This is a genomic window from Hymenobacter elongatus (genome assembly GCF_004745955.1).
Lineage (GTDB): Bacteria > Bacteroidota > Bacteroidia > Cytophagales > Hymenobacteraceae > Hymenobacter > Hymenobacter elongatus.
Window position 1 is genome coordinate 68,604 of sequence record NZ_SRLD01000024.1, and the last position, 14,600, is coordinate 83,203.

The window sequence follows — 14,600 nt, forward strand, 5'->3', positions numbered from 1 at the left end:
TTTTTTCAAAGTTCGGCTACCCTGTTATTTCGTGAATTCCCAGCGCAGAGTCACAATCCGGGCCTCACGCAGGCCATTGCTTAGCTCCGCATCGTCTTTGAACTGCAACTGAGGCAGCAGGCAGGCTTCCACGCTCACCTCGAACTGCTTGGCCGCGAAAGGCCAGGGCGTAATCCGGATCGGGCCGTCGGCGTCGGGGCGCATCACTTCGTAGCGCTGCCCATCGGGCCCGGTGCTGATTTCGAGGTGGCGGCCCATTTCCGGTAGCTCCTGGCGACACAGAATCAGGCTGAGCCGGTCGCACCACTGCATGAGGTCATACGCTTGCTGGGCGTCTTTTTTAGTTACTTTCAAGCCGCGCCGCCACCGTTGCTGCCCAGCCAGCTGCTCGTCCAGAAACTCGTCGATTTCCGGCTGCTTGCCCCGCAGGCTCTCGTAGAGGAAGCTCATATGCATGCTGGTCAGCAAACACCGCCACTGCCCCTGAAAGCGGGCTGCCTTCATGACGCCGGTAGCCTGGGACAGCGAAAAATCCTTCATGGTAAAGTTGGCCGGCGCACCGGCAGCCGTCAGGCCGTAGCTTCCATCCCAGGTTTCCTGTTCGTCGTCGTGCTGGGCAATGGCGGCCAGCAGGCCCACCCACTGGTCGGTGGGGCCAACAGGCTGCCACTGCCAGGCCAGCTGTGCCGCCAGCAGGGCGTGGGCTTGCTGGTAGATTATCTGCCAGCCATCGGGGGTCAGGTTTACGATCATGAAAAGGGGAGCCAGTGAGGGTTCAGCGCAAGAATAGCTGCTTGCTCCTACGGATGGCTTTCGTGCGGGGTTAAGCAGACTATAGTGCCCACTGTTGCCGTGCTCGGGAGCCCAGGCCAGTTGTGCTGCCGTGCGGTAGAGCCGGCAGGAGTGAGCCGGGCCAGCAGGATGCCGCATGGTGCCCGCATATTTTACGGCTGCCACGGCATGTTATTCCGGCATTTTGCCTTTGGTTAGTACGGCGGCTGCTCCGGTGCCCGTTGTGCCGTCGGTGCAGGTGCGCGCGTGTCGGTAGCCGGCCCGATAGTGTACTTACGAAGGCCCGTGGTATCTTTCCGGCCAACGAGCGGCCCTGTTTTCGGTTATAGAGAGCCGCGGGTCTCGTTGCGCCAGCTGGCTCCAGGCCTGGTAAGGCGTTGGTTGGTGACTGCAAGGCCATCCAGCCACGTATTGTGGAGTGGCGGGCCGGTAGTATTTTTTCTTTTTCCTATGAATCAACACATCCAGCAAATACTCGATAATCCGCTGGCCGCCCTGGCTATCGTCGGCAACCTAGTTATCATCGAGAGCCTGCTGTCGGTCGATAACGCGGCGGTGCTGGCCACGATGGTCGGCGACCTACCCAAGGACCAGCGCCAGAAGGCCCTGCGCTACGGTATCATCGGGGCCTACGTGTTCCGGGGCCTCTGCATCCTGTTTGCCGCCTACCTCATTGAGTTCTGGTTTCTGAAGCCGCTCGGAGGCCTGTATCTGGTCTATCTGGTCTACGACCATTTCAAGTCCCGCAAGTACCACGGGGAGGAGGAAATCGATAAGAATAAAAGCTGGCTCTATAAGAATACCCTGGGTCTGTTCGGTAAATTCTGGGCCACCGTAGCCCTGATTGAGCTCATGGACCTGGCCTTCTCCATCGACAACGTGTTTGCCGTCGTCGCCTTCACCAACAATCTGATTCTGATTTGCCTGGGCGTCTTCATTGGTATTCTGGCCATGCGCCTCGTCGCGCAGGCCTTCGTGCTGCTGATGGCCAAATACCCTTTCCTGGAAACGGCCGCCTTCCTCGTGATTGGTATTCTGGGTCTCAAGCTGATGCTGTCCCTGTTCGAGCATTACCTCCCCAATCACGCCTTCAGTCACTTCCTGAGCAGCCACGTCGCCGATGTGGGCCTTACTCTGATTACCGTGGGCATGTTCGTGGTGCCGCTGGTCACGTCGCTGCTCTTCAACGTGCCCCGCCACATGACGATGCCCAAAATGCCCACACGCAAGCCCGATACGAAGGGCAAGCAGCGCGTGGGGTAGCAGGGCAAGCCGATCCACTTGCCTGCCCTCGCCCGCCAAGAACTTGTCTCTGATAAGTAAAATGCCTGCTACATAGACAACGCCCTTTTCCAGCGTGTGGAAAAGGGCGTTGTCTATGTAGCAGGCCTCAGTGGGGTAGGGGAGGAAGGTTCTTCGTTCCGCTACACGCAGGATGGCAGACAGCAAACAGTACATTGCCTGCTCCCTCCTGCCGCCTTATGCTGGCTGCAACTGCTTGAGATGCACCAGCATATCGTCCGTCATCTTGTCGAGGTCGAAATCGGGCTGCCAGCCCCAGTCCTGGCGGGCGCGGCTGTCGTCGATGCTGGCGGGCCAGGAGTCGGCAATCTGTTGCCGCGAGTCGGGCTTGTACGTCACCTGGAAATCGGGCAGGTGGCGCTGGATGCTGGCCGTAATTTCCTTCGGCGAGAAGCTCATGGCCCCCAGGTTATACGACGAGCGGATCTTGATCTGGTCGGCGGGGGCGTGCATCAGGTCCAGCGTCGATTTCAGCGCGTCGGGCATGTACATCATCGGCAGGTAGGAGTCTTCCTTCAGAAAGCACTCGTAGGGCTGGCCGGCCACGGCTTTGTGGTAAATATCAACCGCGTAGTCGGTGGTGCCGCCGCCGGGCAGGCTCTTGTAGCCAATCAGGCCGGGGTAGCGCAGGCTGCGCACATCGAGGCCGTGCTTGCGGAAATACCACTCGCACCACTGCTCCCCGGCCAGCTTGCTGATGCCGTACACCGTGTTCGGGTTCATGATGGTGAGCTGGGGCGTGTTGTCGCGGGGCGTATCGGGGCCGAATACGGCAATCGACGACGGCCAGTACACCTGCTGCACGCCCAGGTCCACGGAGGCGTCGAGCACGTTAAACAAGCCGTCCATGTTCAGCTGCCAGCCGAATTTGGGGTTCTTCTCGGCCGTAGCCGATAGCAGCGCTGCCAGGTGATACACCTGTTTCGGCCGATACTGACGCATCACTTCTTCCAGCCGATTCTTATCCAGCACGTCGAGCAGTTCGAAGGGCCCCGACTGCGCCGTTTCGGCATCTTTCGGGGCCCGCACATCGGCCGCTACCACCTGCGACGCCCCGTAGCGCTGGCGCAGTTCATGGGTGAGTTCGAGGCCAAGCTGGCCGCCGGCGCCGATGATGAGAATGGTGTCGCTGGGAGTAGAATGCATAGTATGCGAAGAGAAGAGAATGGGTGGGAGTGCAAAGATACGAGTGAGGCGGTGGTGCAGTAACGATTTGGTGAAATGGAGTGGGGCGGCGCGGAAAAAAATAGTGTGGCGGCCCGCCCGTCTCCGTGCCGACCGCACGTCCCGAATGCCCGTATCTTTAGGGCCAGTATCGTACTCACCGGTTCACCACTTCCTCCTATGTACACTACCCTTCAGGCCGATCTTCGGCAGCAGCTTCAGGAAATCAAAGATAACGGCCTCTATAAGCAGGAACGCGTGATCACCTCGCCCCAGGGCGCGGAAATCGAGACGCAGGAAGCGGGGGAGGTGCTCAACTTCTGCGCCAATAACTACCTGGGCCTGTCCTCGCACCCCGAGGTGATTAAAGCCGCCAAACACGCCATCGACACCCACGGTTACGGCCTGTCGTCGGTGCGCTTCATCTGCGGCACCCAGGACATTCACAAGCAGCTGGAAGCCAAGCTGGCCGAGTTTCTGGGCACCGAAGACACAATTCTGTACGCGGCGGCCTTCGACGCCAACGGCGGCGTATTCGAGCCCCTGTTCAACGAGCAGGATGCCATTATTTCCGATGCCCTCAACCACGCCAGCATCATCGACGGCGTGCGGCTCTGCAAGGCCCAGCGCTACCGCTACGCCCACAACGATATGGCCGACCTGGAAGCCCAGCTCCAGGATGCCGTGGCCAAAGGCACGCGCCACCGCATCATCGTCACCGACGGCTCGTTTAGCATGGATGGCACCATCGCCCGCCTCGACCTGATCTGCGACCTGGCCGACAAATACGAGGCGCTGGTGATGGTGGACGAGTGCCACAGCACGGGCTTTCTGGGCAAAACCGGCCGCGGCACCCACGAGCACCGCAACGTGATGGGCCGCGTCGATATCATCACCGGCACGCTGGGCAAAGCCCTGGGTGGCGCTATGGGCGGTTTCACTACGGGCCGTAAGGAAATCATCGACATGCTCCGCCAGCGTAGCCGCCCCTATCTGTTCAGCAACACCCTCGCCCCGGCTATTGTGGGCGCATCTATTCGGGTGCTGGAGGTGCTCACCGAAAGCACCGCCCTGCGCGACCAATTGGAAGAAAATACCCGGTATTTCCGCGAAAAGATGACTGCCGCCGGCTTCGACATCAAGCCCGGTGAGCACCCTATTGTGCCCGTGATGCTGTATGATGCCAAGCTGAGCCAGGAATTTGCGGCCCGTATGCTGGAGAAGGGTATTTACGTGGTTGGCTTCTACTTCCCTGTAGTGCCCAAGGGTCAGGCCCGCATTCGGGTGCAACTGAGTGCGGCCCACACCCGCGCCCAACTCGACAAAGCCATTGCTGCCTTCATTGAGGTAGGCAACGAGCTAGGCACGCTCAAAGACCGTAGCGCCGCCCGGCCCGAAGCGGGGCAAGTAGTGACGAACACGCCGTAAGCTGCCCCGGTCGGTAGAAGTCCAGCCAATAATTTCCCTTGGCTGGATAAAGCCGGTAAAAGCACAACGTCCTTTTCCTGTCCATGGAAAAGGGCGTTGTGCTGTATAGCAAGCTGTAGTGCTGCAAGGAAAAGCGCCAACGGCCAGAATCAAGCCGCCACTTCTGCCGCCGAGGTTGAGGCGCTGGCCGGCTTGGGCGCTACGTCGAACAGGAGCTCGTTCAGGCGGGCCCGCAGGTCGGTGGCGGAGAGGTTGCGGAACACTTCGCCGCCGCGCACCAGGGAAATCTGGCCGGTTTCTTCACTAACCACCAACACCACGCTGTCGGTCATTTCCGTCAGGCCAATGGCGGCGCGGTGGCGCAGGCCCATGGAAGCGGGAACGTCGGGGTTTTCGCTGACGGGCAAAATGCAGCGGGCCGCTCGGATGCGGTTGTTGGCAATAATGACCGCGCCATCGTGCAACGGACTGGTTTTATTGAAAATCGACATGAGCAGGCGCTTGCTGATGGCCGCATCGATCAGGTCGCCCGAGTCGGCGTAAAACTTCAGCTCCGACGACAGCGTGAAGGCAATCAGGGCCCCGGTGCTTTTGCCGGCTAGGCTTTTGGCCGCTTCCACGAAGGGCGTAAGATTCATCCGCTCCGCCGGCACGTCGCGGCGCCACGGAAATACCCGCATCCGGTCGAAGGCCGTGGCTTTGCCGATGGTGAGCAGAAAGCGCCGGATTTCCTGCTGAAACAGAATAATGCTGGCCAGCACGCCCACGCTCATAAACTGGCCCAGAATGCTGGTCAGCAGCTCCATGCCGGCGGCTTTCACCACCAGATAGAGCGTGTAGATAGACATCAGGCCCAGGAAAATCTTCAGCGCCACGCTTCCCGTCAGCAGCTTATAGAGCTGATAGAACAGCACCGTAACCAGCAGTACGTCCACGACGTCTATCCAGCCAATGCGCAGGAAGCCGATGCCGAAGGAGCCAATCACGGGGAGAGAGGAAGGAAGGTGGGGGCAACGAGCCGGATAGTTTGCACGGCTTCTGCTACATCGTGTACGCGCAGCAGTGCGGCCCCGTTGAGCAGGGCCATGGTGTTCACGGCCACCGTGCCGCTTAGGGCGGCCTCCGGCGTCAACCCCAGGGGCTTATACACCATCGACTTGCGCGAGAGTCCGGCCAGAATGGGCAAGCCCAGCAGCTGCAGCTCGCGCAGGCGGCGCAGCAGCTCGTGGCTCTGGGCAGCAGTTTTAGCAAAGCCGAAGCCAGGGTCGAGAATGATATCGGCCACGCCGGCGGCGCGCAGGGCGGCTACTTTGTCGCGGAAGTAGCGCGTCAGCTCCAGCACAATGTCGTCGGGGTAGTCGGTGAGCTGGGCCATGGTTTGGGGCGTACCGCGCATGTGCATCAGCACGTAGGGCACCTGCAGCTGCCCGGCTGTGGCAAACATGGCCGCGTCCAGCTCGCCGCCGCTGATGTCGTTGATGAGGTCGGCCCCGGCCGCTACGGCCGCGCAGGCCACCCCGGCCCGGAAGGTGTCGATGGATAAAAAAGCTTCGGGAAAAGCCCGGCGCAGGGCGTCGATGGCGGGCAGGACGCGCCGCTTTTCTTCGTCTTCGGGAATGTGCTCGGCCCCCGGCCGCGACGAGTAGCCGCCGATATCCAGGATGCTGGCCCCGGCCCGGAGCATGGCTTCGGCGCGGTGCAGCAGGTCGGGCGTGGTGCCCAGGCGGCTGCCGGCGTAGAACGAGTCGGGGGTCAGATTCAGGATGCCCATCACCTGCGGCGAGCCCAGATTCAGGACGCGGCCACGGGGGCAACGCAGCGTTTGCCTCGGAGAAAAACACGTATCTTTCGCGGCCTGGGCAGACATGAGCGGAGAGGCTAAAAACCGGGATTCTTAAAAGTAGGCCGAAAATTTTGAGTAACCAAACCCAGCACGAGTACGACCAGGTAACGGGCCAATGCCGAAGCCTGTTCCTGGCCAAAACCCACGACTACGGCACGGCGTGGCGCATTCTGCGGCTGCCTTCCGTCACCGACCAGATCTACATCAAGGCCCAGCGCATCCGCTCCATTCAGGAGAAGGGTACCCAGCTGGTGGCCGATGGCGTGGACGAGGAGTTCGTGGCCATCATCAACTACTGCGTTATTGCCCTGATGCAGCTGCGCCTGCCCGCCACCGCGCCCCTGGACCTGGTGCCCGCCGATGTGGCCGCCGCCTACGACGAGGAAGTGGCCGCCAACCGCCGCCTGCTATTCGCCAAAAACCACGACTACGGCGAGGCCTGGCGGCAGATGCGGGTGGAAAGTATCACCGATATTATTCTGATGAAGCTGCACCGCACCAAGCAGATTGAGGACCTGGCCGGCCGCACGCGCGTGTCGGAAGGCGTGGATGCCAACTACCGCGACATGCTCAACTATGCCGTATTTGCGTTGATCAAGCGTGGGGCCGCCGCCGCCGCGCCCGAACCTGATTCAGAATCCGGAGTTTAAAGCGTTATGAAACTCATTACCCGCATCTGCTGGCTCCTGCTGGGCGTCCTCTTCATCTTCTCCGGGCTCATCAAGCTCAACGACCCCATCGGGACGGCCTACAAGCTGGAGGAATACTTCGAGGTGTTTGCCGTGGATTTCGGCAGCTTCTTTCTGCTATTCAAGAACAGCACGCGTACCCTTTCCCTGCTGCTCAGCTCCCTGGAAGTGGTGCTGGGCGTAGCGCTGCTGCTGCGCTGGTACCTACGCAAAACGCTGTGGGTGCTGCTGGGGCTGCTCGTGTTCTTTACCTTCCTGACGTTCTACTCGGCAGCGTTTAATAAAGTAACCGACTGCGGCTGCTTTGGCGACTTCATCAAGCTCACGCCTTGGCAGTCGTTTTCCAAAGACGTGTTTCTGCTGGTACTGTGGGCAGTGGTGTTTTTCAACCAGCGCTACATGCGCCGGGTATTTGCCAAAGGCATGCTCGGTATCATGTATATCACGCTGGCCTCGGCAGTGGCTATCGGCATTGGGGTGCGGGCGTTGGGCCATTTGCCCTACTTGGATTTTCTGCCCTATAAAGTTGGCAACGACATTGGGAAGCTGATGCAGGCCTCGGAGCCGTTGCGCTACAAGTACATTATGGAGCGTGGCGGCCAAACCCAGGAATTCACGGAATACCCGACCGACAGTACCTGGAAATACAAGCAGATGGTGCCGCTCAACCCCGATGCCGGCCCCAAAATCACCGACTTCAAAGTATGGAACGACCAAGGCGACTACACGCCCGAGCTGCTGAAGGGGAATCGCCTGGTGCTCATCATCCAGAATACCGACAAGACGGACCGGGACCGTTTTGAGCTGATCAACAACCTGATGCAATCAGCCGACTCGTCCCAGAAAAAGATTACGCCGTTGGTGATTACCAGCAGCAGTCCGGCCGAGTTCGATGCTTTCCGCCACGAGGTGAATCTGGTGGCACCGTTCTACTACGCCGACGCGACGGTGCTTAAGTCCATGATCCGGTCCAATCCGGGCTTTATACTGCTCAAGGATGGCGTGGTGAAGGGCAAGTTTCATTACCACGATATTCCGAGCCGCGCCACGCTCGAAGAGCTGCTGTGAGCCAGACCATCGGCTTTGTGCTGCGCCGCCTGGCCCAGGGCGCGCTGGTGCTGGTAGGAGTGGCCCTCACCGTGTTCTTCCTGTTCACGGTGCTGCCCGGCGACCCGGTAGCGCTGCTGGCCGGGCAGCGCTCCGACCCGGCCACCCGCGCTGCCATTGCCGCCGACCTGGGCCTCGACCAGCCGGTACCGTTGCAGCTGGTTGGCTATCTGAACGACGTGTCGCCGCTGGGCCTGCACCCGCGCGACTCGGCCGGCACGGCCAAGTACGGCGGCCTAGCGCTGCTGCCGCTGGGAGAGAAGGCCGTGGTGCTGAAAGTGCCCTACCTGCGTCGCTCGTTTCAGAGCAATAAAGACGTGCTCAGTATTTTGCTCGACCACTTTACGGGTACGTTGTGGCTGGCTCTGGCGGCCATGCTGCTGGCCTCGGTGCTGGGTATCGGGTTTGGCATCGTGGCCGCCCTCAAGCCCCATTCGTGGCTCGACCGCGCCCTGATTACGACTTCGGTACTCGGTATTTCGGTGCCTTCCTTCGTGGCCGGCATTCTGATTGCCATGACCTTTGGCTTCTACTGGAGCCATTGGACCGGTCTCAACCTGACCGGACAGCTCTACGAAACCGACCCATTTTCGGGCCGACACCTGGTGTTGCGCAATCTGCTGCTGCCCGCGTTTGCCTTGGGTATTCGGCCGCTGGCCGTTATTACCCAGCTTACCCGCAGCTCCATGCTCGATGTGCTTAGCCAGGACTACATCCGGACGGCCCGCGCCAAAGGGCTTTCGGGCTATCAGGTGGTGGTGGGCCACGCCCTCAAAAATGCCCTGAACCCGGTGCTCACGGCCGTATCTGGCTGGCTGGCGTCCCTGATGGCAGGGGCTTTTTTTATCGAGTACATCTTCAACTGGAAGGGCCTGGGCACCGTCACGTTGCGGGCCGTCGAAAACCTGGACTTCCCGGTCGTGATGGGAGCTACAATCTTCATTGCCTTCCTGTTTGTGGTCGTCAATATCGTGGTCGATATACTCTACGCCGTGCTCGACCCCCGAGTGAAACTGAACTGACACTTTTCAATCTTACTGCATGCGTCTGTACCTGATTGGGATGCCGGGAGCGGGCAAAACTACACTGGGCCGCGCTTTGGCTACGGCCTACGAGCTACCGTTCCGGGACCTGGATGAGGAGATTACCCGGCGCGAAGGGCGCAGTATTGCCACTATTTTTGCCGCCGAAGGCGAAGCCTATTTTCGGGAGCAGGAAGCAGCCACGCTGCGCGCAGTAGTGCAGGAATTGCCAGCCCTGGTGCTGGCCACGGGCGGCGGCACGCCCTGCTTTCACCAGAATCTGGACGTGCTGCTCGGTACCGGCCACACGCTCTACCTGGAGGTGCCCGTGGCCGAGCTGGTGCGGCGGCTGCAACAGGCTGCCGCAAGCCGGCCCCTGTTGGCACCAGCCACCGACGCCGCCGCCTTGACCGAGCGGCTGCGTGAAACCTTAGCGGCCCGGCAGCAGTTTTATAGTCGTGCTCCGTTGCGTTGTGCTGCTACCTCCTGTAGCGTAGCCGCCGTGCAGCAGCTGTTGAGCCGCTACCAAACGAGCAGCTAACTTCGCCTCTTCTGCGCATTCGGCGCAGTGTTTGTGCGGCACTACGTACTTTTGCTTCTTCCATAGCTGATCATTCCCATGAATTCCGCTTCCTCCACATCAGCCTTCGCTACGGCTCTTACTCCGGTGAAAGCCCCTGACCAGGTAAAACCCAAGCACAAGGGTTCTGCTAAGCTGTTTCAGAACCCTGTTCTGGAGCGCCTGACGCATACGCACATTGCCCTACCGGTGTCCATTTTCCTTGTCACTGCCGTGGTGAGCCTCTACTATGGCCTTACCCGTGGGTTCATTACCGGTATGTCGGCGTTCGGCTTATTCCTGCTGGGCTGGTTTATGTTCACTTTCGTGGAATACGCCATGCATCGCTACCTCTACCACATTCCGGCTACCACGCCCAAGCGGGTTAAGTTTCAGTACACCATGCACGGCGTACACCACGAGTTTCCCAAGGACAAAACCCGGCTGGCTATGCCGCCCATCATCACGGTCTTCGTGGCTTCGCTGCTGTTCTTTATTTTCCGCTTCACGTTCGGCAGCTATGCTTTCGGTATTCTGGCGGGCTTCACCTTTGGGTACGCGCTTTATTTGTTTGTGCACTATGCCATTCATGCCTACGCGCCCCCCAAGAACTTCTTGAAAGTGTGGTGGCACCACCACGCTCAGCACCACTACCGGCAGGATGAAATTGCCTTTGGCGTTTCCAGCACCTTGTGGGACCACATTATTGGTACGATGCCCGATAAAGTAGGGAAGAGCTAATACCCCACTATCTAACACGCAACAGCCTGACTCCGCAAGAGTCAGGCTGTTTTGTTTTGGCTGCACAGTACCGTTGTACGAATATGGTTAATATATGATTATTAGAAGACTTATACAATGCTTATGTAGCGTATTTTATTATATATTATTCCGTTAAAGCTATACTAAATTCAGTTAGTTATTCTTTTTATGAGAATAAATTACATAATTTTGCTTTACTCATATTGTGCTTACTACCTGCTATCCAGTCGGTTTGAGTTTTTTTAGTCGCTCCCTTTTTCCCGCTACCTATGAAGACACCGTGTACTACTTTCATACTTGCGCTGCTTGGCTTGTGCTGCTCGCCCGCAGCGGCGCAGTATCAGTTCAAAAATCAGCCTGATGCCACCTCAGCCGGCTTGGGTGCCTATACCCAGAGTTTTGACGCGCTGGCGGGCACCAATACCCATTTCTACAGCAATAGCACTTTGTCAGGCATATATGCTCGCTTCACGCTGGCCCCGTATGGTAACGCGGAGTTCGAGTCGTATCAGCGGCTGAGTACACCGGCTAAGCTGGCCCCGGACGATGGGAAGGAAGGTATTGCCACAGCCTCAACGGTGGACGCCGATGGCACGCCCCACGGCGCGGCTTGGTATCACTTTGGCACCAGCGGTAGCACCGAGCGCGCCTTGGGTGGCATTGCTTCCACCAACATCACGCCCGGCGTGGGCTACATTGGAATACGGCTGAAAAACAGTTCCTCAGTGCCCATCAAGAACCTGGAAATAAAGTATGCTATGGAGCAGTGGTATAACTCCAGCAATACCCAGGAGGCCACGATGCGCGTGCATTACCAGCGCTCAACTACTGCCATAACACAGCTGGCCAGCGGCACCTGGACGCCCATTGCCGACCTTGACGTGGCCGCGCCTTCTACCAGCACTGCCATCACCCCGCGCGACGGCAATGCGGCCACCAACCGCCGGGTAATGCAGGCCAAGCTGCTGGGTGGCAACGGCATGGTGCTGGCCCCGGGCGAGGAAATCATGGTGCGTTGGTCGTATGTCTTCAACTCCTCCAGCAACGGTAATGGCTTGAGCATTGATGATGTGACGATTACCCCCGAAACCAACGTTTTCTACTCGGATGCCAGTGGCAACCTCAACGATAGAAACCGGTGGGGCATCAATACCAATGGCACTGGCACCAAGCCGCAGAACTTCGCCGTCGCCAACACGACTTTCTACGTGCGCGGCACTGACTCCTTGGCCAGCCGCGTGCCAGATGCCTGGTCTATATCGGGAGCCAACTCTAAGCTGGTGATAGGCACGGCGAGCGAGCCGACCGTGCTCTACGTGGGAGCTAATGATAATATCACGGCTACCATCGACGTGACTTCCGGCTCCCGGCTGCGCATCGCCAAACCCAGCAATTCGTTTACGCTGGGCACGCTGGGCCTGAAAAGTGTGGTCGAATATCTTAATGCTTCGGCAGCTACCATGCAGTTGGTCAATGCCGGCAGCTATGGAATTCTCAAGCTGAACAATATAGGCCCCAAAACCCTGGCCGGCCCCGTGCTGGTTACCAGCGACGTCGCCTTTACCAGCGCGGGGCTTTCTACGCTGGCTCTGGCAGCCCACAACCTGACCATTCTGAAGAACGGGCGCATCCGAACTTTATCTGGCACTGCCTTCTTCGTGACCAATGGCAAGGGTGGGCTGCGGCAAACTGTGACCAGCACCGGCGCGGAAGTAACTTTTCCGGTGGCAGTAAGCGCCGCTGATACCGACTACACGCCCGTGGTCTTGTCGCAAACTGCCGCCAACTCGGAGGATACTTATAAAGTGCGGGTGGTGAACGATGTGTATCGAAGCTACGATGCCAACGAAAATGGCGCGGTCCCGGTAACGGAGGGTGTCGTGAAGAAAACCTGGTTTGTGAGCGAAGAAGTGCCGGGCAACTCCGACATTACGCTACAAGCCTTCTGGAACCCAAAAGACGAAGGCACCGGCTTCGACGAGACGAATGCCTTTATAGATCATTATACCACTGGTGCCAGCTGGGACCGGGTAAAGGAAACACCTGGCACTACAACCGCCAACAACCGCAAAGGAGCCAAGCGGGGTGGCGTAAAACGATTTTCACCCTTTGGCGTGGCCTCCCGCGGCGGCGGTGTGCTGCCTGTCGAGCTTACGGCCTTCGCCGCCCGGCGTGCTGCCGCCACAGTGGTATGTGCCTGGGCCACGGCCAGCGAAACCAACAGTGCCTATTTTTTGGTGGAGCGTAGCACCAACGCCCGGGATTTTGCCGAAATAGGCCGGCTAGCCAGCGCCGGCACCAGTAGCCAGCGCCATAGCTATAGCTTCACGGATGCGCAGCCACCAGCCGGCCATACCTATTATCGCCTACGCCAAGTCGATGCCGATGGTACCACGGCCTTTTCGCCGGTAGTGGCCGTGTCCGGGGGCAGCCAGCAGGCCGAGTTCTCTGTGACGCCCAATCCTGGGGCCGGCCCATACGAGCTATGGACCAATTTCCGTGAGACCACCCAGTTGCGGGGCGTAGTGCTCAATGCTTTGGGCCAGCAAGTAGTACAGTTTAATAAGCCAATAGCTGCTGGGGCCGCCCGTACCCGCTTTACCTTAGACAGCCAGCCGGCCGGGGTGTATATGGTACGGCTACTCACGGCCAATGGACCCGTAGTTGTGCGCGTGATAAAACAGTAGGTTGTGAAATAGAACACAAAAAGAAAGGGCCTCTTCGTTGGATGAGGTCCTTTCTTTTTTGCTTAATGAGCCTAGCCGCGCATCTTCCGGATGAGAAATCCAACCAGGACTACAACCAGGAATACGCCAATAAGAGCCGTCCAAGCTCCGGCTTTAAATATATCACCAGCCAACTCACAACTGCTTAAAGAGAAAGTTAGCAGGATCAGGCAGAAAGGCAGAAGAAGGCGGTAGTTTTTCATGACGAAGCGGAAGGAAGTAGGAGATATTTCTCTTACTAGAATACTGGCACCGCTCTGAAAAGGTTGACTAGACTAAGGGCTTATAAGCCGGAGGAACATACGTAAGCACTCTTTCACAATTAGTTCAGCGATACTCGTAAATTGCGGATCTTTTTAGATGAGTTTCGAGTTACTACAGTATGTCAACATCCGTAAAACGTTCCCGTTCCCCGAAATCTGCTGAACGGGCAGTGCCTGTTATTTCATACGCCGAACAATTAGTTGCCTCGCATACCCGCGAAGAAGGCAAGACGATCATGTACAAGCAGGACGCTTGGGGCCACATTGAAACGCGTTTTGTCCGCTCCCAGAATGTGAAGGCTTGGGAGGAAAAAGGATTTTTTGTGCGCTAGCTGAAGTCGCTTAGCTAGGAGGAATACTATTGAGGGGTAGTCTGCGTTTGCAGGTGACTTTTGAAGCGTGTAGGAGCTGGTGGTAGCTTAGAGCGGCTTTAGCTTACGTTCGGCTTGGCGCTACAAGCCCTACACGTTTCCCCCTGTCCGCGCCATTTTGCTGGTGTCACCCAAGCTGAGTGGGTTACCCATGCTCCACTTTAGCGTACTTAGGGTAGTGAGCAATTATGCTTGCTTGCCTGCCTTATTCGCCCAGTTCTGCTTCGTTTCCAAAATTTTAGGGAAGTTTAAATCAAGCTTTCCCAAGCGCAAGACTGCATTTAGTCCAGTAAGCCCTGGGCAAAATTTACTATAGAGTGGATAGAATAGGCTTGAAAAGCAACGTTCATGGCTTCGTTGCTGTTAATTACTCTCATTGCACTTCCGGCCTAATATTCCTAAGTGCTGTCTAATAAAGGGTCTTAATAAGCAGGGGAGGGCGGTAGTCTCATGTGTGGTGTATCGGCGATTGTGCTCGTCAATGACGAGTTGGATACGCACATGGTGCATGGCCAGCAAGCGGCTAAACGAGCAGGACTTGCGCACCAGTACCCCGCAGCGTTGGCGTAAGG

General features: G+C 58.2%; 14 protein-coding genes. 9 read left to right on the plus strand and 5 right to left on the minus strand.

Annotated features, from left to right (window positions below):
• Nucleotides 1-24: 24 nt before the first annotated feature.
• Nucleotides 25-753, minus strand: a complete 729-nt coding sequence (locus E5J99_RS13115; protein ID WP_135498263.1) for a DUF3891 family protein — start codon at nt 751-753, stop codon at nt 25-27.
• Nucleotides 754-1,242: 489 nt separating this feature from the next.
• On the opposite strand from E5J99_RS13115, the gene E5J99_RS13120 reads away from it, so the two are divergent.
• On the plus strand, nt 1,243-2,055 hold the full coding sequence (locus E5J99_RS13120; RefSeq protein WP_135498264.1) for a TerC family protein: 813 nt from the start codon (nt 1,243-1,245) through the stop codon (nt 2,053-2,055).
• A gap of 216 nt (nt 2,056-2,271) precedes the next feature.
• On the opposite strand, the gene E5J99_RS13125 is transcribed toward E5J99_RS13120, so the two are convergent.
• Entirely contained in the window at nt 2,272-3,240 is a 969-nt protein-coding gene (locus E5J99_RS13125; protein WP_135498265.1) for an NAD-dependent epimerase/dehydratase family protein, read from the minus strand.
• A 198-nt stretch (nt 3,241-3,438) separates the two neighbouring features.
• Between E5J99_RS13125 and kbl the strand changes: the two genes are divergently transcribed.
• The gene (gene kbl, locus E5J99_RS13130; protein ID WP_135498266.1) at nt 3,439-4,686 is read left to right on the plus strand and encodes a glycine C-acetyltransferase; all 1,248 of its coding nucleotides are present in this window, start codon (nt 3,439-3,441) and stop codon (nt 4,684-4,686) included.
• A gap of 149 nt (nt 4,687-4,835) precedes the next feature.
• On the opposite strand, the gene cdaA is transcribed toward kbl, so the two are convergent.
• A complete protein-coding gene (gene cdaA, locus E5J99_RS13135) occupies nt 4,836-5,672 on the minus strand; it encodes a diadenylate cyclase CdaA (RefSeq protein WP_135498267.1) in 837 nt (278 codons plus the stop codon).
• On the minus strand, nt 5,669-6,553 hold the full coding sequence (folP, locus tag E5J99_RS13140; RefSeq protein ID WP_135498268.1) for a dihydropteroate synthase: 885 nt from the start codon (nt 6,551-6,553) through the stop codon (nt 5,669-5,671). The genes cdaA and folP overlap by 4 nt, the downstream gene beginning before the upstream one ends.
• Nucleotides 6,554-6,600: 47 nt before the next feature.
• Here folP and E5J99_RS13145 point away from each other — a divergent pair, with 47 nt between their 5' ends.
• From E5J99_RS13145 to E5J99_RS13170, 6 genes are all read left to right on the plus strand, one after another.
• Nucleotides 6,601-7,179 carry a DUF1599 domain-containing protein gene (locus E5J99_RS13145; RefSeq protein WP_135498269.1) on the plus strand — a complete coding sequence of 193 codons (579 nt, stop codon included), beginning with the start codon at nt 6,601-6,603 and terminating at the stop codon, nt 7,177-7,179.
• 6 nt (nt 7,180-7,185) lie between these two features.
• Complete coding sequence (locus E5J99_RS13150) at nt 7,186-8,286, plus strand: BT_3928 family protein (RefSeq protein ID WP_135498270.1); 1,101 nt, start codon at nt 7,186-7,188, stop codon at nt 8,284-8,286.
• Nucleotides 8,283-9,347 (plus strand): ABC transporter permease, encoded by a 1,065-nt coding sequence (locus E5J99_RS13155; RefSeq protein WP_245318948.1) that lies wholly within the window; start codon nt 8,283-8,285, stop codon nt 9,345-9,347. The genes E5J99_RS13150 and E5J99_RS13155 overlap by 4 nt, the downstream gene beginning before the upstream one ends.
• 19 nt (nt 9,348-9,366) lie before the next feature.
• Complete coding sequence (locus tag E5J99_RS13160; protein ID WP_135498271.1) at nt 9,367-9,888, plus strand: shikimate kinase; 522 nt, start codon at nt 9,367-9,369, stop codon at nt 9,886-9,888.
• A 78-nt stretch (nt 9,889-9,966) separates the two neighbouring features.
• Nucleotides 9,967-10,647 (plus strand): sterol desaturase family protein, encoded by a 681-nt coding sequence (locus E5J99_RS13165; protein ID WP_135498272.1) that lies wholly within the window; start codon nt 9,967-9,969, stop codon nt 10,645-10,647.
• Between the two features lie 290 nt (nt 10,648-10,937).
• The gene (locus tag E5J99_RS13170) at nt 10,938-13,355 is read left to right on the plus strand and encodes a T9SS type A sorting domain-containing protein (RefSeq protein WP_135498273.1); all 2,418 of its coding nucleotides are present in this window, start codon (nt 10,938-10,940) and stop codon (nt 13,353-13,355) included.
• Between the two features lie 71 nt (nt 13,356-13,426).
• On the opposite strand, the gene E5J99_RS21310 is transcribed toward E5J99_RS13170, so the two are convergent.
• Nucleotides 13,427-13,597, minus strand: a complete 171-nt coding sequence (locus tag E5J99_RS21310) for a hypothetical protein (protein WP_167852115.1) — start codon at nt 13,595-13,597, stop codon at nt 13,427-13,429.
• A 179-nt stretch (nt 13,598-13,776) separates the two neighbouring features.
• Between E5J99_RS21310 and E5J99_RS13175 the strand changes: the two genes are divergently transcribed.
• Nucleotides 13,777-13,989 carry a hypothetical protein gene (locus E5J99_RS13175; RefSeq protein ID WP_135498274.1) on the plus strand — a complete coding sequence of 71 codons (213 nt, stop codon included), beginning with the start codon at nt 13,777-13,779 and terminating at the stop codon, nt 13,987-13,989.
• The last annotated feature ends 611 nt before the right edge of the window (nt 13,990-14,600 follow it).

Excerpts from the sequence above, each read along its gene's own strand:
- E5J99_RS13115 (WP_135498263.1), bottom strand. The coding sequence starts at position 753 with ATGATCGTAAACCTGACCCCCGATGGCTGGCAGATAATCTACCAGCAA.
- E5J99_RS13120 (WP_135498264.1), top strand. The coding sequence starts at position 1,243 with ATGAATCAACACATCCAGCAAATACTCGATAATCCGCTGGCCGCCCTG.
- E5J99_RS13125 (WP_135498265.1), bottom strand. The coding sequence starts at position 3,240 with ATGCATTCTACTCCCAGCGACACCATTCTCATCATCGGCGCCGGCGGC.
- kbl (WP_135498266.1), top strand. The coding sequence starts at position 3,439 with ATGTACACTACCCTTCAGGCCGATCTTCGGCAGCAGCTTCAGGAAATC.
- folP (WP_135498268.1), bottom strand. The coding sequence starts at position 6,553 with ATGTCTGCCCAGGCCGCGAAAGATACGTGTTTTTCTCCGAGGCAAACG.
- E5J99_RS13150 (WP_135498270.1), top strand. The coding sequence starts at position 7,186 with ATGAAACTCATTACCCGCATCTGCTGGCTCCTGCTGGGCGTCCTCTTC.
- E5J99_RS13160 (WP_135498271.1), top strand. The coding sequence starts at position 9,367 with ATGCGTCTGTACCTGATTGGGATGCCGGGAGCGGGCAAAACTACACTG.
- E5J99_RS13165 (WP_135498272.1), top strand. The coding sequence starts at position 9,967 with ATGAATTCCGCTTCCTCCACATCAGCCTTCGCTACGGCTCTTACTCCG.
- E5J99_RS13170 (WP_135498273.1), top strand. The coding sequence starts at position 10,938 with ATGAAGACACCGTGTACTACTTTCATACTTGCGCTGCTTGGCTTGTGC.
- E5J99_RS21310 (WP_167852115.1), bottom strand. The coding sequence starts at position 13,597 with ATGAAAAACTACCGCCTTCTTCTGCCTTTCTGCCTGATCCTGCTAACT.
- E5J99_RS13175 (WP_135498274.1), top strand. The coding sequence starts at position 13,777 with ATGTCAACATCCGTAAAACGTTCCCGTTCCCCGAAATCTGCTGAACGG.